The 17,840-nt window shown below is 69.5% G+C and carries 20 protein-coding genes; 11 read left to right on the top strand and 9 right to left on the bottom strand.

Annotation, left to right across the window (positions count from 1 at the left end):
- The first annotated feature begins 18 nt into the window (after nucleotides 1-18).
- A complete protein-coding gene (locus LZP97_RS16260; protein ID WP_234574833.1) occupies nucleotides 19-1,224 on the top strand; it encodes an enhanced intracellular survival protein Eis in 1,206 nt (401 codons plus the stop codon).
- 56 nt (nucleotides 1,225-1,280) lie between these two features.
- On the opposite strand, the gene LZP97_RS16255 is transcribed toward LZP97_RS16260, so the two are convergent.
- The 6 genes from LZP97_RS16255 to LZP97_RS16230 form a co-directional block, all read right to left on the bottom strand.
- Nucleotides 1,281-1,496 carry a hypothetical protein gene (locus tag LZP97_RS16255; RefSeq protein WP_234420217.1) on the bottom strand — a complete coding sequence of 72 codons (216 nt, stop codon included), beginning with the start codon at nucleotides 1,494-1,496 and terminating at the stop codon, nucleotides 1,281-1,283.
- 100 nt (nucleotides 1,497-1,596) lie between these two features.
- Entirely contained in the window at nucleotides 1,597-2,064 is a 468-nt protein-coding gene (locus tag LZP97_RS16250; RefSeq protein WP_010593435.1) for a hypothetical protein, read from the bottom strand.
- Nucleotides 2,065-2,083: 19 nt separating this feature from the next.
- The gene (locus tag LZP97_RS27410; protein ID WP_010593434.1) at nucleotides 2,084-3,226 is read right to left on the bottom strand and encodes a DUF6745 domain-containing protein; all 1,143 of its coding nucleotides are present in this window, start codon (nucleotides 3,224-3,226) and stop codon (nucleotides 2,084-2,086) included.
- Between the two features lie 241 nt (nucleotides 3,227-3,467).
- Complete coding sequence (locus LZP97_RS16240) at nucleotides 3,468-3,908, bottom strand: VOC family protein (RefSeq protein ID WP_017679858.1); 441 nt, start codon at nucleotides 3,906-3,908, stop codon at nucleotides 3,468-3,470.
- Nucleotides 3,909-4,181: 273 nt separating this feature from the next.
- Entirely contained in the window at nucleotides 4,182-4,691 is a 510-nt protein-coding gene (locus LZP97_RS16235; protein WP_234574829.1) for a ClbS/DfsB family four-helix bundle protein, read from the bottom strand.
- Nucleotides 4,692-4,771: 80 nt separating this feature from the next.
- The gene (locus LZP97_RS16230; RefSeq protein WP_124258340.1) at nucleotides 4,772-5,299 is read right to left on the bottom strand and encodes a flavin reductase family protein; all 528 of its coding nucleotides are present in this window, start codon (nucleotides 5,297-5,299) and stop codon (nucleotides 4,772-4,774) included.
- 241 nt (nucleotides 5,300-5,540) lie between these two features.
- Between LZP97_RS16230 and LZP97_RS16225 the strand changes: the two genes are divergently transcribed.
- The 7 genes from LZP97_RS16225 (at nucleotide 5,541) to LZP97_RS27295 (ending at nucleotide 11,645) form a co-directional block, all read left to right on the top strand.
- A complete protein-coding gene (locus tag LZP97_RS16225; protein ID WP_234574827.1) occupies nucleotides 5,541-6,410 on the top strand; it encodes an alpha/beta fold hydrolase in 870 nt (289 codons plus the stop codon).
- Nucleotides 6,411-6,526: 116 nt separating this feature from the next.
- A complete protein-coding gene (locus LZP97_RS16220; RefSeq protein ID WP_234574826.1) occupies nucleotides 6,527-7,312 on the top strand; it encodes a 2-keto-4-pentenoate hydratase in 786 nt (261 codons plus the stop codon).
- 12 nt (nucleotides 7,313-7,324) lie between these two features.
- Nucleotides 7,325-8,227 carry an acetaldehyde dehydrogenase (acetylating) gene (locus tag LZP97_RS16215; RefSeq protein ID WP_267966266.1) on the top strand — a complete coding sequence of 301 codons (903 nt, stop codon included), beginning with the start codon at nucleotides 7,325-7,327 and terminating at the stop codon, nucleotides 8,225-8,227.
- 39 nt (nucleotides 8,228-8,266) lie between these two features.
- The gene (gene dmpG, locus LZP97_RS16210; RefSeq protein ID WP_017679864.1) at nucleotides 8,267-9,289 is read left to right on the top strand and encodes a 4-hydroxy-2-oxovalerate aldolase; all 1,023 of its coding nucleotides are present in this window, start codon (nucleotides 8,267-8,269) and stop codon (nucleotides 9,287-9,289) included.
- A gap of 32 nt (nucleotides 9,290-9,321) precedes the next feature.
- Nucleotides 9,322-10,500 (top strand): acyl-CoA dehydrogenase family protein, encoded by a 1,179-nt coding sequence (locus LZP97_RS16205; RefSeq protein WP_203011111.1) that lies wholly within the window; start codon nucleotides 9,322-9,324, stop codon nucleotides 10,498-10,500.
- A 31-nt stretch (nucleotides 10,501-10,531) separates the two neighbouring features.
- On the top strand, nucleotides 10,532-11,443 hold the full coding sequence (gene bphC / locus LZP97_RS16200) for a biphenyl-2,3-diol 1,2-dioxygenase (protein ID WP_017679866.1): 912 nt from the start codon (nucleotides 10,532-10,534) through the stop codon (nucleotides 11,441-11,443).
- A 70-nt stretch (nucleotides 11,444-11,513) separates the two neighbouring features.
- The gene (locus tag LZP97_RS27295; RefSeq protein WP_267966265.1) at nucleotides 11,514-11,645 is read left to right on the top strand and encodes a hypothetical protein; all 132 of its coding nucleotides are present in this window, start codon (nucleotides 11,514-11,516) and stop codon (nucleotides 11,643-11,645) included.
- A gap of 353 nt (nucleotides 11,646-11,998) precedes the next feature.
- Here LZP97_RS27295 and LZP97_RS16195 read toward each other — a convergent pair whose 3' ends face one another.
- Genes LZP97_RS16195 through LZP97_RS16185 form a run of 3 tightly spaced genes read right to left on the bottom strand, consistent with a single transcriptional unit; the run spans nucleotide 11,999 to nucleotide 14,222 of the window.
- Nucleotides 11,999-12,790, bottom strand: coding sequence for an SDR family NAD(P)-dependent oxidoreductase (locus LZP97_RS16195; protein ID WP_234574824.1), 792 nt, complete (start codon nucleotides 12,788-12,790; stop codon nucleotides 11,999-12,001).
- A 21-nt stretch (nucleotides 12,791-12,811) separates the two neighbouring features.
- Nucleotides 12,812-13,069, bottom strand: a complete 258-nt coding sequence (locus LZP97_RS16190; protein ID WP_003934713.1) for a hypothetical protein — start codon at nucleotides 13,067-13,069, stop codon at nucleotides 12,812-12,814.
- On the bottom strand, nucleotides 13,047-14,222 hold the full coding sequence (locus tag LZP97_RS16185) for a Rieske 2Fe-2S domain-containing protein (protein ID WP_234574822.1): 1,176 nt from the start codon (nucleotides 14,220-14,222) through the stop codon (nucleotides 13,047-13,049). Before LZP97_RS16185 ends, LZP97_RS16190 begins: the two co-directional genes overlap by 23 nt.
- A gap of 231 nt (nucleotides 14,223-14,453) precedes the next feature.
- Between LZP97_RS16185 and hsaA the strand changes: the two genes are divergently transcribed.
- The 3 genes from hsaA to LZP97_RS16170 all read left to right on the top strand — a co-directional run bounded on the left by hsaA (nucleotide 14,454) and on the right by LZP97_RS16170 (nucleotide 17,816).
- A complete protein-coding gene (gene hsaA / locus LZP97_RS16180) occupies nucleotides 14,454-15,620 on the top strand; it encodes a 3-hydroxy-9,10-secoandrosta-1,3,5(10)-triene-9,17-dione monooxygenase oxygenase subunit (protein WP_017679869.1) in 1,167 nt (388 codons plus the stop codon).
- Nucleotides 15,621-15,790: 170 nt separating this feature from the next.
- On the top strand, nucleotides 15,791-16,435 hold the full coding sequence (locus tag LZP97_RS16175; protein WP_010596079.1) for a TetR family transcriptional regulator: 645 nt from the start codon (nucleotides 15,791-15,793) through the stop codon (nucleotides 16,433-16,435).
- A gap of 220 nt (nucleotides 16,436-16,655) precedes the next feature.
- On the top strand, nucleotides 16,656-17,816 hold the full coding sequence (locus tag LZP97_RS16170) for a steroid 3-ketoacyl-CoA thiolase (RefSeq protein WP_017679870.1): 1,161 nt from the start codon (nucleotides 16,656-16,658) through the stop codon (nucleotides 17,814-17,816).
- The last annotated feature ends 24 nt before the right edge of the window (nucleotides 17,817-17,840 follow it).

The following is a 17,840-nucleotide window of genomic DNA, read 5'->3' as shown; positions in this document are numbered from 1 at the left end:
TGTGTCAGTCTCTCGGACATGACCGTGCACGACGCCCTCACCATCCGTACCGCCACCGATGACGACTGGCCGGCCCTGGAGCTGCTCGACTCGGTGGCGTTCGGGTATCACCCCATCGATGCCGATCGGACACTGCTTCGTCCGATGTTCCGCACGGAGAACATCGTGGTGGCGACCGAGCGGGGCGCGCCGATCGGTCAGGCGCTGTATCTGGACATGGAGGTCACCGTGCCCGGCGGGCACCAGGTCCCGGCATGTGGCGTCAGCTGGGTTTCGGTCGCTCCCACGCACCGTCGCCGCGGCGTGCTGCGGTCGATGTTCACCGAGCTGCACCGCCGGATGGAGGCGACCGGGGCACCGCTGGCCGCCTTGACCGCCAGCGACGCCGGCATCTACGGGCGTTTCGGATACGGTCCGGCCACCGTCGCCACCGAGGTCACCGTCGATCGGCGCTTCGCCCGCTTCCGCGAGGACGCCCCCGATCCCGGCGGGGTGGTCCTTGCCGACGCTGCGACGGCGGCGGTCCGGTTGCCGGAACTGTACGACCGGTGGCGGCTGTGCACGCCGGGAGCGCAGGCCCGTCCGAAAGCCGAGTGGGACTACACTTTTGCCGATCCCGAGGAGCGCCGCGACGGCGCCTCGGCGCTGTTCTTCCTGGTACACCCCGACGGGTACGCCACCTTCCGCCGCAAGGGATCCGACGCCGAGCCGGTCGCGGTGGTCGAGGAGCTGGTCGCGATCACCGACGACGCCCACGCCGCGCTGTGGCGCACCCTGTGCGGACTGGACCTGACCCACCGCATCGAAGCCGTCCAGCATCCCGACGATCCGCTGCGCCTGCTGCTGACCGACTACCGCCTGCCGCGCACGACCGCCCGGGTGGACGAATTGTGGCTGCGGATCATGGACGTGCCGGCCGCGTTGACCGCCCGCGACTATGCCGCCGACCTGGACACCGTGCTGGCGGTCCGTGACCCGTTCCGCAGCGCCGGGGCCACTTTCGCGCTGACGGTCCGCAACGGCCGGGCCCGGTGCGTCCGCACCGACGCGGCGCCGGTGATCACGCTGGACCTGGACGCGCTGTCCGCGTTGTACCTCGGCGCGCACAAGGCCCGCACGTTTGCCGCAGCCGGCCGGGTGGAGGCGCGCAGTGCTCGTGATATCGCCGACTTGGACCGCGCGTTCGACGTCGCCCGCCCCGCAACACTGGGCTGGCACTTCTGAATCGAGAGCTGCCCTGTGTCATGTCGACACAGCCTTGTCGACACAGTGTGGGATTCTCATGATCCGGTCGGAATCCTCCGGTTGCGACCTGCACCAGTCGGCAGGCCGGCGACGTCGACGGTGGCCGCCGATGCCGCGGCCAGCCACACCAGCACGAACACTCCCGCCGCCGCCCATGCGGCCACCAGCAGGTCGAACCCTGGCAGACACTGCGTGCCGGTGCGGACGCACTCGCCCCATCCGGCGTCTGCGACCACGCTCCCGGTCACCATCACGATCACCGAGACTACCGCCGCGAGCTCGCCACACCTCCGGACCGCGCGGACCGGCGACGCGTCAGGTCGGCGACGTCGATCGAGCGACGTGTACAGGTCAATCGGCGACCAGTCGCGCCGACCCGTACCGTCCTGCGCCGTGCTCGCGTTGTCGACGGATCACGTAGCAACCCGGAGCGATCCCCGTCGCCCCGTGCTCGGGGTGAAGAAGATACGCCGTCCCGGTGGTCTCGACGATGCCCAGAGCGAGACCCATGGTGTCCCGGACGGGGGTCGTCCACGTGCAGGTGCCCTCGTCGGCGACGAGGGAGTGCGGGTTGCCGCCGGCGGCGCTCCGCAGCAACTCCACTCCCGACCGTGGCACCCGGAGGGAGCGCGCCCACGGTGTGCGTTCGACGGCGGCACCGACCACCGGGTAGGGGATGACGATCAGATCGCCTTGAGCCTGGAGACCACCGGTCACCGGGACGGTGACCTCCCGGTCCAGGTGGTCGAGGACGTCCAACCCGCTGAGAGTCGTGAGATCGGACAGTGTGAGTTCGGACAGTGCGAGTTCGGAATGCATGGGATCACCTTGGTGGAGTTCAGGTTCGGCGAACGAGTTGGGCATAGTCGGTACCGCTGATGCCGTAGGTCCAGCCCGCGGCGTCCAGTGCGGAGGGAACCCAATCGGGGACGTGCAGGCCGTACCGGCGCCGTTGCCCGTCGCGTTCGGCGGAACCGTTGACGACGAGCAGGATCCGGCCGTGCCGACCCCAACCGGTCGGGGATGCATACAGTCCGAGCGTGCATCCCGGGTTTCCCGGATCGTCGGCACGGTCCACGAGTGCGAGCGCAGCCATGTCGATGTACCTGTCCCAGCCGATTCGCTCGATGGCGCATCGGCGGACCTCGATATTGCGCTCGTCGTTGATCCGCTCGACGGTGGGATCGAGGACGACCCAATCGGGAACGATGGTGCCGTGATGCACGAAAACATGGCTGCCGTCCGAGAATTCGAGTGCCGGACGATCGGGGTGGTGTAAGCGGCGTTCGTTGTGGACGCCCTCGGGTGTGGGTTCGGTGTGTAGTGCGGTAGGCCGTTCGGCCATGACGCAGACTCCGCCGAACGCCCACCACCACCCGGTGGCGCGGACCAGTGCGGCCTGAAGATCGAGGAGGTCGTCGTCGCGCGACTCGAAGCTCGCGAGGCCGAAGCGTCGGACCGTGTCGTAGTACGCGACCCGATGTGCCTCCTGTTGCCCGTACCAGGTGACACCGGGAGTCGGGCGCGGCCACAGTGTGCGTATCGCCGTCGCGACACCGACGTACAGAGACGTCCGCAACGAATCCCACACGGCCGCACGAAGGAGCGGGTCCTGCCGCCGAGGTGTGCGGGCGTCCATCCGGTCACGGGACGCGGACCAGAGTGCGGCGATCCCCGCCGAAGGGTGTGCCGGCTTTCCGAAGCGCAGCGGGGGGACCGAGAGGCCTTCGTCGGCAATCGACTGCAGTGCCGCTGGGGGAGAGGGGACCCAGACGAACTCCGGTTCGTCGAATCCCGCTCGTCGGTAGAGCTCTGCGACGGCGGATTCCGCGGCGGGCTGGTCGGAAGGCCTCGTACACAGTCCTTGCGCGAGCCAATGGTCGCGCCGGGCGGACGCGGCGGCGGCAAGGGCGTGCGGATCGGTGATTCCGGTGGACAGGGTGCGGTGCGGAACCGCTGATGAGATCGGCACGGCGCTCACCGGATGGTGGCGGTGGCCGCCTTTCCTGTAGTCATGGTTATCGAGGATGGCACGGGAAGGCTCTGGGCGCAAGCAAGTGTCCCCGCCCAGGCGTTCGGGCGTGGACGAAGACCGACGTTTACGTCATCGGCCGAGCGGGACCGTCGTCGATCGTCGTACGGGACTGCTGCAGAAGGGCATTCTCGGAACTACCGCCGCGACCCGGGCAACGGATCGGCACGCGGGCAACGGCGCCCGCGCGTCAGCCGATCTGCTCGAAGAGCGACACGATGATCCCTTCGGGTCCACGCACGTAGGCCATCCGCACGCTGTTCTCGTACTCGCCGATGCCGCCGACGAGCCCGTAACCGTCCGCAGCCACCGCGTCGACGGCCGCCTGGAGGTCGTCGACCTCGAAGGACACGTTGCGCAGCCCGAGCTCGTTGGGCATCGCCGTGGGTGATCCGGGCCCGTGGTCGGGCGTGACGAAGGTCGCGAGCTCCAGCCGGGTCCCTCCGTCGGGCGGCCGGAGCACGGCGATCTCACAGTGCGCGCCGGGGATGCCGCAGACGGTCTCCACGAACTCGCCCTCCACGGATCCGGTGCCCTCCACCTCGAGACCCAGTCCGACGAAGAACGCCGTCACCGACTCGAGGTCCGCGACGGTGATGCCGATGTGGTCGAAACGTTTCACGTGTGCCATGGGACCCATCCTCCGAGTGTCGTCGTGCCGATGCTGGGACGGAGACGGGTCCGGGATCTCGACATGTTCTTGCCGCAGAGCCGCGGTCGACCCGTGGTATCGAAAGGTCGCTGTTGTCCTGCATGGACCGGACCTCGCCGGTCGTGGGCACGCATCCGGTGTTGTCCCGGGTGCTACCGAACCGGGGAAATGGCACGCGAGCGACCGGGCCGTCCGCGACGTCACCGAGGAGCTCGGCGAGGAGTGATCACCCGGCCGGCGACGGCGGGCGGCTCACAGGCCCTCGGCGCGTAGCCAGGTGCGGAGGCGGCGCCGGGCGTTGGTGTACGGGGAGGAGGTGTTGAGCTGGATCATCCGTCCCGCGGTGTACGTGCGATACCAGGGCGCGCCGTAGAGTTCGTCGTTGTCGAGCCCGCGCACCAGGGCAACGATGCGGTCGTGGGCGGCATCGAGCCGCTGCAGCAGCTGCGGCCACGGTACGTCGGCATGATCGCGGTAGAACTTCTGCGCCAGCGAGCCGAGTCCGTTCCAGGTGAATCCCGGTGCCGGGAGGTGCGGGTCGATGCCGCGAGCGCGGTCGTCGTGCCACGAAACGACCAGTTCGCTCCATCCGATCAGGTACGCCACCAGATCGGCCGGGCTCATCCGGGTTCCGGCGCGGTGCCCGGGCAGCGACGCCTCCCGGGCCCGTTCGGCAGGCACACGCTGCAGCTCGCGCGTGAGCGCGCCGTACGTGTCGGCGAGGGCGTGCAGCAACTCGTCCTTGGTGTGCGGTACCGGCATGCGTGTCTCCGTGTGGCGGGCGGTGGTGCCGGCATGCACGGTATCGGCGACGGTGGGTCTGTGCCCGGCGACGGGCCCGGTCAGACCACCGGCGCCGGGCTGTCGATCCCGAACCGGCCCCGGAAGAACACCATGGGACGCTCCTCGCACACGGTGTCCAGCTCCAGCACCCGGCCGATGATCACGTCGTGGTCGCCGGCGACGTGGACGTCGTGCACCTGCGCGTGCACGCGCATCAGCACGTCCGGCAGCGCCGGCGTTCCCCAGCGGGACACCTCCCAGGCAAGATCCTCGTACTTGCGCCCCCGGCTCGAGCCGAACCGGGCGCACAGGTCGGACTGGTCCTCGCGGAGCACGTTGACGCTGAACCGCCCCGTCGCCCGGATCCGGGGCCACGCGCGGCCGCGGTGGTCGGCGCAGAACAGGATGAGCGGCGGCTCGAGCGAGACCGAGGCGAACGACTGGCACGCGAACCCCACCGGGCCCTCGTCGTCCAGTCCCGTCACCACCGTGACCCCGGTGGCGAACTGTCCCATCACCCGGCGCATGTCCTCCGGGCTGGGCGCGTCGGCTGTCGATGGTGCGAGGGTCGTCGTCTCGAGGGGCATGAGTCCACCTCCGGGTCGTGGGGACGGATCGGCGTGATCACTGGTCGATGGGCGACGCTAGGTCAGGGCCGGGGCGGTCCGAGCGAGCGTCCCGCTGAGCGGACGGGGTCGGCGGCGCCGCCGTCGACCGAGCGGTGATCTCGCTGAACGGGATGGTGTATGGCCGTCGTCGACCAGGGCTGGCAGCCTGCGGTTCGAATGGGCGGTGTGCCCGGCACCACGGCGACGAACAGGGACGACGATGACCGAAGTGAGCTACGAGGGGACCCTGAAGGAACTTTCCACCGATCAGGGTGTGCTGCGCTACCACGACGCCGGCGACGGGCCGCCGCTGCTCCTGCTGCACGGCTCCGGACCCGGGGTGACGGGGTGGCGCAACTACCGCGGCGTCCTCGCCGACTTCGCGCGGCACTTCCGCTGCCTGGTGCTCGAGTTTCCCGGTTTCGGCGTCAGCGACCCCGGCGACGGCCATCCGATGGCGATGGCGCAGGGGGCCGTCGGCACCTTCCTCGACGGCCTCGGTCTCGGTGCGGTGGACATGGTCGGCAACTCGATGGGCGGGATCGTCGCCGCGAAGGTCGCCATCGACGAGCCGCACCGCGTGCGCAGGCTCGTCACGATCGGCGGGATGGGCAAGAACGTCTTCGCGCCCGGACCGGGCGAGGGCATCAAGCTGCTCATGGAGTTCACCGACAACCCCACCCGCGAGGGTCTCGTCCGCTGGCTGCAGTCCATGGTCTACGACCCCGCCGTGGTCACCGACCAGCTCGTCGAGGAACGCTGGGCGCTCGCCACCGAACCGAAGACCCTCGAGATCGCCCGCCGGATGTACAGCTCGAAGGCATTCGCCGCCGGTGCCGCCGCAGCGGCCGCGTCGAACGTCACCCCGTACTGGGCGCAGCTGCACAAGATCACCGCACCGACCCTGCTGACGTGGGGTCGCGACGACCGGGTCAGCCCCGTGGACATGGCGATGCTGCCGATGCGCGACATCCCGAACTGCGAGCTGCACACGTTCCCGAAGTGCGGGCACTGGACGATGATCGAAGCCCGCGACGCGTGGCTGTCGGCCGTGCTCGCGTTCCTGCTGCGCGACGGCGACAGCAGCTAGTCCACGATCCCGCTGAGCGGGAGGGCTTCCGCCGTCCCACCTGCGCATATGCCACCTTCGAGACAGCCGATCGGCGCGACGACGCGCGGATCATCGACCAGTTCCAGGAGTGCACGATGCTCGACGGTTCCCGGCGACTCGCCGCCGCCGATCTCCTCTGGGCCGCCGAGCGCGACCGCGTCGCGATCGCCCCGCTGACGGAGACCTTTCCCGACATCGACGTGGTGGATTCGTACGAGATCCAGCTGATCAACATCCGCCGCCGGCTCGAGGCGGGCGCCACTGTCTACGGCCACAAGGTCGGCCTGTCGTCCGAGGTCATGCAGAAGATGATGGGCGTGGACGAGCCCGACTACGGACATCTGCTCTCGACGATGGTGTACTCCGAGGACGAGCCGATCGACACGGCGCAGTTCTGCTACCCGCGCATCGAGGTCGAGATCGGCTACGTCCTGGGCGAGACCCTGCCCGGCGAGAACTGCACCGAGGCGGACGTGCTGCGGGCGACCGAGTACATCGTCCCGAGCATCGAACTCATCGACTCGCGCATCGTGGACTGGCGCATCGGCCTGGCGGACACGATCGCCGACAACGCCTCGTCCGCGGGAGTGATCCTCGGAGCGGGCCGCATCGAACCGGACAAGGTCGACATCGGAGCCATCTCGGCGGTGCTGTACCAGGGCGACGAGGAGATCGCGCGCGGCGAGGCCGCAGCCGTGCTCGGTGACCCGACCCGCGCCGTCGCGTGGCTGGCCCGCAAGGTGGCGAGCTTCGGGGTGCGGCTCGAGGCCGGGCACGTGATCCTGCCCGGCTCGTGCACTCGCGCCGTCGATGCCCGGCCGGGCGATGTCTTCCGTGCCGATTTCAGCGACATCGGCTCCGTCTCAGTCGAATTCAAGTAAGGAAGTGCACCAGTGACGAAGGCTACCGCCGCGATCGTCGGGCCCGGCAACATCGGCACCGACCTGATGTACAAACTGCTGCGCTCGGACGTCATCGAGCCGCGGTGGATGATCGGTGTCGACCCCAGCAGCGAGGGTCTCGCCCGCGCAGCGACCGAGGGCCTGGTCGCGAGCCACGAGGGTGTGGACTGGCTGCTCGCCCAGGACGAGCGGCCCGACGTGATCTTCGAGGCCACCTCGGCCTACGTGCACCGCGCCAACGCCCCCCGCTACGCCGAGCTCGGCATCCAGGTCGTCGACCTGACCCCGGCGGCCCTCGGGCCGGCCGTCGTGCCCGCCGTGAACATGGGCGAACACGAGGACGCGCCGAACGTCAACCTCATCACCTGCGGTGGCCAGGCCACGATCCCGATGGTGCACGCCGTCTCCCGGGTCACCGAGGTCGAGTACGCCGAGATCGTCGCGAGCGTCGCCTCCCCGTCGGCCGGGCCCGGCACCCGCGCCAACATCGACGAGTTCACCATCACCACCAGCCGCGGCATCGAGACGATCGGCGGTGCCCGCAAGGGCAAGGCCATCATCATCCTCAACCCGGCCGAGCCGCCGATGCTCATGCGCGACACCGTGTTCTGCTCGATCCCCGAGGACGCGGACCGCGACGCGATCGCCGCGTCGATCCACGAGGTGGCTGCCACGGTGCAGGGCTACGTCCCCGGCTACCGCCTGCGCGCCGAGCCGCAGTTCGACGACCCCACCCCGATGACCGGGGGACGCGCCCGGGTGGCGATCTTCCTCGAGGTCGAGGGCGCCGGCGACTTCCTGCCGCCGTACTCGGGCAACCTCGACATCATGACCGCGGCCGCCACGAAGGTGGGCGAGAGTTTCGCGGCCAAGCTGCTCACCGCCCGCGTGTAGACCCCCACCGCAGACCGTACTTTCGAAGGAACACAGTCGATGCCCTACAGCGCTGATCTCGACATCCGGATCACGGACTCGTCGTTGCGTGACGGCTCCCATGCCAAGCGTCACCAGTTCACCGTCGAGGACGTGCGCTCGATCGTCGGTGCACTCGACGCCGCCGGTGTGCCCGTCATCGAGGTCACCCACGGCGACGGCCTCGGTGGCTCGTCGTTCAACTACGGCTTCAGCCGCACCCCCGAACAGGAGCTGATCAAGGCCGCCGTCGAGACCGCGACGCAGGCGAAGATCGCGTTCCTGATGCTGCCGGGTCTCGGTGTCCGGTCTGACATCCGTGAAGCCGCCGACAACGGCGCGTCGATCTGCCGGATCGCCACGCACTGCACCGAGGCCGACATCTCCGCCCAGCACTTCGGTCTGGCCCGCGAGCTCGGACTCGAGACCGTCGGATTCCTGATGATGTCGCACAGCCAGCCGCCCGAGGTGCTCGCGAAGCAGGCGCGCATCATGGCCGACGCCGGCTGCCAGTGCGTGTACGTCGTCGACTCGGCCGGCGCCCTCGTCCTCGAGGGAGTCTCCGACCGGGTCGCGGCCCTCGTCGCCGAGCTCGGCGACGACGCGCAGGTCGGTTTCCACGGGCACGAGAACATGGGGCTCGGCGTGGCCAACTCGGTGCTCGCGGTGCGTGCCGGCGCACTGCAGATCGACGGCTCCACCCGCCGGTTCGGTGCCGGCGCCGGCAACACCCCCGTCGAAGCGTTCGTCGCCGTCGCCGAGAAGCTCGGTATCCGAACGGGTATCGACACCCTGAAGATCATCGACGCCGCCGAGGACGTGGTGCGGCCGATCATGGACGGCGAGTGCCTCCTCGACCGGATGTCGCTGACGATGGGGTACGCCGGGGTGTACTCGAGTTTCCTCAAGCACGCCGCCACCCACGCCGATCGGTACGGGGTCTCCGGCGCGGAGATCCTCATCGAGGCCGGCCGCCGCAACCTCGTCGGGGGCCAGGAAGACCAACTCATCGAGATCGCCGTCGGTCTCGCCGCCCAGAAGTAGACCCTCGGGTCCCGAGCAGAGAGCTGACAGTCATGGGCCAGGTTTTGGACAACATCATCCAGTACGCGGACGAGATCCGCGCCGAGGGCGCCGAGGGCGACAAGCTCATGCGCCTGACCGACAACAACGCCAAGCGGCTGCGCAACGCCGGTGTGATCCGCATGCTGCAGCCCAAGGAGCACGGCGGCCTCGAAGTCCACCCGCGCGAGTTCGCCGAGACCGCGATGGCGATCGGAGCAATGGACGGCGCCACCGGCTGGGTCGCCGGCATCGTCGGCGTACACCCGTGGGAGCTCACGTTCTTCGATCCGAAGGCGCAGAACGAGATCTGGGGCGAGGACCCCGACATGTGGATGGCCTCCCCGTACGCGCCGATGGGTGTCGCGGTTCCGGTCGACGGTGGCTACATCCTCAACGGCCGCTGGTCGTTCTCCTCGGGCACCGACCACTGCGGCTGGATCATGATCGGCGCCGCGGTGGGCGACAAGGACGGAAACCGGCTGAACCCGCCGCAGGTCCTGCACGTGCTGCTGCCGCGCTCGGACTACGAGATCGACCAGGACAGCTGGAACGTCGTGGGCCTGCGCGGCACCGGCTCGAAGGATCTGATCATCGAGGACGCCTTCATCCCCGCCTACCGCACCCTCGACGCCGATGTCGTCCTCAGCGGCAACGGCTGGCGGCACGCCGGGCGCGACGAGACCCTCTACAAGTTCCCGTTCTCGTGCATCTTCCCGCTGGGCATCACCTCGTCGCTGATCGGCATGGCCGAGGGCGCGCTCGCGTGCTACATCGCGGCCCAGAAGGAGCGCGTCGCGGTCACCGGTATCCCGATCAAGGAGGACCCGTACGTCCTCTATGCCCTCGGTGAGGCGGCCGCCGAGATCGCCGCGTCGCGCGCCGCGATCCTCGAGACCGTCGACCGCTTCTGGGACAAGACGGACAAAGGCCAGGAGGTCACCTTCGACGAGCGTGCCATCGGGCGCCGCACCCAGACCGCTGCCGCGTGGCGGGCCGTCCGCGCCGTCGACGAGATCTTCGCCCGCGCCGGTGGTGGCGCGATGCACCTGAAGTTCCCGATGCAGCGTTTCTGGCGCGATGCGCACGTCGGTCTGTCGCACGCGATCCACGTCCCCGGCTCGATCTTCCACGCGTCTGCGCTGACCCAGCTCGGCGGCGAGCCGCAGGGTGTCCACCGCTCGATGATCTAGCTCTCCCGCGAACGTCCCGGAAGGAACACATATGACGGATATTCGAGGACTCGGATACCTCCGGATCCAGACCACCGACGTCGCGCGCTGGCGTGAACTCGTCGTCGACGGCCTCGGCATGGCCGTCGGTTCCGGCCCCGAACCGGACGGCCTCTACCTGCGGGTCGACGAGCGGCGGGCACGCCTGATCGTGCTGCCCGGCGAATCCGACAAGGCACTCGCGGTGGGCTGGGAGGTGCGCGATCAGTTCGCCCTCCAGCGGGTCCGCGAGACCGTCGAGAAGGCGGGCGTCACCGTCGACGTCCTCTCCCAGGAGGAATGCGACTACCGCGACGCCGAGCAGGTCATCGCGTTCGACGACCCGATCGGCACCCGCGTCGAGGTGTTCTTCGGCCCGGTGCTCGATCACAGCCCCGTCGTCACCCCGCACGGCGGCCGGTGGGTCACCGGCGAGCAGGGCCTCGGCCACGTCGTGCTGCCCGCCACCGATTTCGACGCGGCGCATGCCTTCTACACCGAGGTGCTCGGCTTCCTGCCGCGCGGCGCGATCCGGCTCCAGGCTCCCGGCCCGGCGCGGCGCGTGCGCTTCCTCGGCGTGAACCAGCGTCACCACAGCCTGGCCCTGTGCCCGGCGCCGCCGACCGAGGAGCCCGGCCTCGTGCACCTGATGACCGAGGTCGACACCCTCGACGCCGTCGGTCAGGCACTCGACCGCGTACGTAAGCTCGGGTTCTCCATCTCCTCGACGCTGGGCCGGCACACGAACGACAAGATGGTCTCGTTCTACGTGCGCGCGCCGGGCGGCTGGGACCTCGAGTTCGGCACCGAGGGAATGCTCGTCGACGAGGCGTACTACACGGCCGAGGAGATCACCGCCGACAGCTACTGGGGCCACGACTGGTCCGGGTCCGAGCCGCTGGCGGCGTTCAGCCCGAAGTCCTAGCTCGCAGAGGGAACACGAACAAAGGCCCGGCCGGGGATCACCCCGGCCGGGCCTTCGTCGTCGAGCCCTGGTGCTGGGCCGCACCTCGCACGGCATGGTTCCTGCCGTGCTGCTCGGCGTCGTCGCGACGCTGCTCGCGACGAATTTGTCGGTGCGGCTGCGACGGTGCACCCGCGCCGCGATCTGTCATGGCTCGTCGTGATCGTCGGCTACGGCTGCGCCATGACCCCGGTGCGCCTGCAGGACAGGATCGTCGGTGCTCTGCGCGGAACGCAGTGCCGGTCCGCGCCTGCCGACGACGCACCGAGCTCGCAGGTCCCGCCGGCGCGGCAGTCGACCCGGCCGGTGCTCCGACCCGCACAGAAACGAACTGCCCACACGCCGTGCTCGGCGGGTGGGCAGTGCGGATACGAGAACCGATCGGGCCGGCCGTCCTGCGCAGCAAGTCGACGGTGGACCGACTGTCATGGAATGTGCGCAGTCCGGCCGACCCGATCGTGTGTAAGGTACCCCCGCGTCGGTGCTTTCACACCGACGCCCCGGAAATCCGTTCGGTCAGCTCCTGTTCAGCAGCTTGCGCATCGCCTCGGCCGCGCCCCGGACGAGCTTGTCGCGGGGGAACCCGCTGCGCTTGACCGCGGCGTCGTAGTTGCCGCCGGCCACCCACACCGGTCCGTCGGTGAGGTGATCGAGGCCCTCCCGGGCCACCTCCTCCGGCTCGGCGACGAGCATGCCGGGGATGTCGAAGTTCAGTCCGGCGCGGATCATCGCCGGGGTGCGAGTCACGCCGAGGACGAGTTCGACGACATGCACCCCGTGCGGGGCCAGTTCGAGCCACAGGCTTTCGGCGAAGACCCGGCTGAACGCCTTCGACGCCGCGTAGATGCTCTGGTGCTCGGACCCCATGTATCCGGCGAGCGAGCCGAGCAGCATGATGCCACCGCGTCCGCGCTCCTTCATCTTCGACCCGAACAGGTGCGAAAGTTCCAGCTGCCGATCGATGTTGAGGGTGATCACCCCGCGGAAGCCGTCGAGGTCGCCGGAGACGAACTCGTGGCCGTAGCTGTTGGCGCCGGCGTTGAAGATGAGCAGACCCACCTCGACGTCGTCGGTCGCCTGCCGGATCTGCTCGACCGCGTCGTCGGCGAGCAGATCGAGCGCGAGGGTGCGCACCTCGACCCCGTTGCCGCGGACCTTCTCGGCGGTCTCCTCGAGCGGGCCGGGCTTGCGGGCGACGAGCACCAGGTTCAGCCCCGCCTTGCTCAACTCGTCGGCGAACGCGGCACCGACGCCCTCGGAGCCGCCGGCGATGACGGCCCACGAGCCGTACTGCTTGACGTCGATCACGAAAGTTCCTTTCCGGCTGACTTACTGGACGATCGGTCCCGGCACCGGGGTGTCGTCGAGGACGGTGAGGCGGCCTTCGGTCGCGGCCCACGTGATCGTCTCGGCGAGCTTCGCGCAACCGCGGCGCGGCGCCCCGGGGCGGCAGTCCTGCCCACCCTGCTCACGCATCTCCGGGCACCGGGACCGCGCCTCCTCGTTCCACTGTACGGAGGTGTGCTCCCAGCTGTTCTTGGCGACGAGAACCCGGGCGCCGCACTCAGTGCACTGCAGGGGTTGCATCGGTGGTCGCCGCCTCCTCGGCTGCCGTCCTGCGGGCGAGGTTCTCCTCGACCTCCTTCATCCACGCCGCCACGGGGCGGGTGGTGTCCATTTCGAACTCGAACCGCTCGGTCATCTCCGGCTTGACGTCGGCGGCGTCCACGTAGAACTGCTCGTACCAGCGGCGCAGCTGGTAGACGGGGCCGTCCTCGTCGCACAGCAGCGGATTCTCGATGCGCGTCTTGTTCTTCCAGATCTCGACGTCCTGCTCGAAGCCTCGGGCGATGAAGTCACCGAACTTGCGGGCCGTCTCGTCGGCCGAGTCGCCGAGGGCGTCCGACTTCTTCACGATGATCCCGTACATCAGGACGAACTTGTTCTCGGTGACGGGGTAGTGGCAGTTGAGCAGCACCGAGTCGATGTCGTAGCCCTCGTACTTGTACTGCAGGTCGTCGATCATGAACGACGGACCGAAGTACGCCGCCTCGGAGCGGCTGCCGACGAGCTTCGGCTGGCCGTCGGCGTGCGGCCGCATGTCCTCGCGCGCCTGACCGTGCATGATCTGCGTCGCGACGTGGCCCTCGAAGATGTTCTTGAAGTACGTGGGGAACGAGTAGTGCACGTAGAAGAAGTGCGCCATGTCGACGATGTTGTCGATGATCTCGCGGCAGTTGGTGTCGACCTCGGTGGTGTACCAGACCCAGTCGGTCCACTCGTCGCTCGTCGCGCCCTCGATGCGGGGGATGGTGACGTCGGCGGGCGGCGGGTTGCCCTCGGGATCGTGCCAGACGAACAGCATTCCGTCCTGGTCGAGGGTGTGCCACGCGCGGGTCTTCGCGATCGGCGGAACGCGCCGCGCGTAGGGGATCGACGTGCACCGGCCGTTGCCGCCCCAGCGCCAGTCGTGGAAGGGGCAGGCCACCGAGTCGCCCTTGATCGTGCCCTGGCTGAGGTCGCCGCCCATGTGCCGGCAGTACGCGTCGAGGATCTTCAGGTTGCCGCTGCTGTCGGCGAACACCACGAGCTTGGTGCCGAAGGCGTGGACCGAATGCGGCTTGCCGTCCTTGAAGGACTCGGACAGGCCCAGGCAGTGCCAGCCCCGGGCGAACCGGGTGGGCGCGGCACCGGCCACGATCTCGCGAACTTCGACGTCGTCGGACTTGCTGGAGCTCACTGTCGTCCGTCCTTTCGGAGGAAATGTCGTATCGGATGGAGCACCTCGGTGCTGTGCGCGGGTGGGCCGGGGGACGGCAGCCGCCTGCGACCTGTGGGATCGACGCTAGGTGAGGCCGGTCACCGGGGGTGCGGCGATCCCACTGTCCGGGACACGTTCCGGCGGGCCGCGGCGACGGCGCCGCACGATGGGGGAGCCCGTACCCGCCCCGGTCACGAAGGAGTGACGCCGATGCCCGACGACGTGCTGACGAAGGTGCGCGAACTGCTGCCGTCCATCGCGGAGCGCGCGCAGACGGTCGACGACTCGCGCCGGGTGCCGGACCAGACCGTGCAGGACCTGGCCGCGGCGGGGGTGTTCCGGATGCTGCAGCCCGCCCGGTACGGCGGTCTCGAATGCGACCCCGTGCGCTTCTACGAGGTGGTGCGGGAGATCTCGGGGGCCTGCGGGTCGACGGGCTGGGTGACGTCGATCCTCGGGGTCCACTCCTGGCACCTGGGCCTGTTCGACCCGCAGGCCCAGGACGACGTGTGGGGGCAGGACGATTCGACGCTGCTGTCCTCGTCGTACGCGCCGGTCGGCGAACTCGTCCCGGTCGACGGCGGTTTCCGGCTGTCGGGCAACTGGCGGTTCTCGTCCGGGTGCGAGCATGCGACCTGGGCGTTGCTCGGGGCACTCGTCGTCGGTGCCGAGGGCCGGCCGGTGGACTTCATGACCGTCCTGGTGCCGCGCAGCGACTACCGGATCCTGGACGTGTGGGACGTCGTGGGCATGCGCGGAACCGCCAGCAACGAGATCTCCGTCGACAAGGCGTTCGTGCCGCACCACCGCACGGTGCGCAACTACGACCTGGCGCAGCTGCGTGCCCCCGGCCACGCGGTGAACCCGGGACCGTTGTTCCGGCTGCCGTTCGCCGCGATCTTCACCACCGCCGTCGCCGCGCCGGTGATCGGAACGGTCGCCGGGTGCTACGAGCAGTATCTGGGCGCGATGCGGAACCGGGTGCGGTTGAGCCTGGGCGGGGGCCGGTTCGCCGAGGACCAGTTCGCGCAGGTCGCCGTCGCCCGGGCCGCCTCGGAGATCGACGCGGCGATCCTCCAGACGGACCGCAACATCCGGGAGTTGTACGAGCTGGCGGTGGCGGGGCAGCCGCTGCCGACGCGGCTGCGGCTGCGGCTGCGCCGCGACCAGGTGCGGGGCACCGAGCGTGCCGTCGAGGCGATCGATCTGCTGTTCAAGACCTCGGGCGGCAACTCGCTCGGCCGGGGGACCCCCGTCGAGCGGGCGTGGCGTGACGCACACGCGGGCAGCGTGCACGTCGCCAACGATCCCGAACGCGCCCTCGCGATGTACGGACGGGGCGCATTCGGCCTGCCGGTGGAGGACAACCTGATCTGAGCCGCCACCTGCTGGAACGAGGGGTGCCCGGGATCGCTGTATCCTCCCTCTCGTGCGCCGAGCACGCGCGCGTCCCACTGAGCGGAAGATCTCCGGCGGCTCGGCGCGGAACGCGGGATGCTGGGCGGCGCGGCATCGCCGCAGAGACGAGACGACGGAGGAGGACCCCCGTGCCCAGAGTTGCCGAAGCGCGGGACGCCGCGGAGCCGACGTCCGCCGAGCAGCGCGCGCGGTTCGGGCGCATCCTCGACGCCGCTGCGAGCCTGGCGACCGAGAAGGAACTCGAACGGGTGCAGATGCACGAGGTCGCGAAGATGGCCGGCGTCGCCATCGGCACCCTGTACCGGTACTTCCCGTCCAAGACGCACCTGTTCGTGGCGGTCATGGTCGATCAGATCGATCAGATGAGCGAGCGGATGGCCCAGCGCACCAATCCGGACGCCACCCCGCAGGAGGCCGTCTACGAGGCGCTCGTGCGGGCGACGCGGGCGCTGCGGCGACGGCCGTTGCTGGCGACGGCGATGATCCAGTCCACGAGCACCGCCAAGGCCACCTCCATTCCCGACGTCGCGAAGATCGACCACCGCTTCCGCGAGGTGCTCTATCGGGCGGCCGGGCTCGAGTACGTCACCGAACGGGACGCGACGCTGGTGCGGGTCCTCGAGCAGGCGTGGTTCGGGATCATCCAGTCCAGTCTCAACGGCCGGATCTCGGTTCCCGATGCGGAGTCCGACCTGCGGGTGGCGTGCGAGCTGCTGCTCGCGGGCCTGTCGAACGCGAGCCCGGCGAACGCGAGCCCGGCACCCTCCGTCTGACCTCCCGGTCGCGCACCCGTGTCCCGAACCTCGGCGTGCCTGCGTAACTGAAATGAATTCTCATTCCGTCCGCGGGGCGTAGACCTGCATGGGGTCCGAAATAGGCCATTGCCGTGGCGTAGAAAATGGAATACATTCCAAAAGTGAACGCGTTCCGGTTCTGTGCGCCGGCGCGTCCCATCGACATTTGCCCAGCACTCATGTTCCGAGGAGCCAGCTCATGACCGACGTAGTCATCGTCGACGCGGCCCGTACCCCCGTCGGCCGCCGCCGCGGCGCCCTGTCCGGTCTGCACCCGGCCACCCTGCTCGGCACCGCCCAGCGCGCCGTCCTCGAGCGCACCGGCCTCGCCCCCGACCAGGTGGGACAGGTCGTCGGCGGCTGCGTCACCCAGGCCGGCGAACAGTCCAACAACGTCACCCGGCAGGCGTGGCTGCACGCCGGCCTGCCCTACACGACGGCGGCCACGTCGATCGACTGCGCGTGCGGCTCCTCCCAGCAGGCCGTCCACATCGTCGCCGGCCTCATCGCCTCCGGCCAGATCACCGCCGGCATCGGCTGCGGCGTCGAATCCATGAGCCGGGTCTTCCTCGGCCAGGCCCTCACCCCCGAGACCGGCAGCCCCTACCCGGACGACTGGACCATCGACATGGGCGACCAGTTCACCTCCGCCGAGCGCATCGCCGCCAAGCGCGGCATCAAGCGCGGCGACACCGACGCCTTCGGTCTCGAGTCGCAGCGCCGCGCCGCCGCCGCCTGGGCCGAGGGCCGGTTCGACCGCGAGATCGTCCCCACCGAGGCGCCCGTGCTCGCCGACGGCGTGCCCACCGGTGAAACCACCGTCGTCACCCGCGACGGCGGCCTGCGTGAGACCACCGCCGAAGGCCTGGCCGCGCTGAAGCCGGTCGTCGAGGGCGGCATCCACACCGCGGGCTCCGCGTCGCAGATCAGCGACGGCGCCGCCGCGGTCCTGCTCACCAGCGCCGAGCGCGCCCAGGAACTGGGCCTGCGGCCCCGTGCCCGGATCGTCGCCTCGGGCATGGTCGGGTCCGACCCGTACTACCACCTCGACGGCCCGATCGACGCCACCCGCCACGTGCTCGGCAAGGCCGGGATGACGCTGGACGACATCGATCTCGTCGAGATCAACGAGGCGTTCGCGTCGGTCGTCCTGTCGTGGGCGCAGGTGCTCGACGCCGACATGTCCAAGGTCAACGTCAACGGTGGCGCCATCGCCCTCGGCCACGCCGTCGGGTCGACCGGTGCCCGGCTCCTCGCCACCGCCCTGCACGAGCTCGAGCGGTCCGACCGGTCGACGGCACTGGTCACCATGTGCGCGGGCGGCGCACTGTCCACCGCCACCGTCATCGAACGCATCTGACCACCACCATCGAATTCGCGAGGC

Origin of the sequence: Rhodococcus sp. DMF-1 (genome assembly GCF_021441945.1) — a bacterium.
Classification (GTDB): Bacteria; Actinomycetota; Actinomycetes; order Mycobacteriales; family Mycobacteriaceae; genus Rhodococcus; species Rhodococcus ruber.
This window is presented reverse-complemented; position numbering and strand designations above follow the sequence as displayed.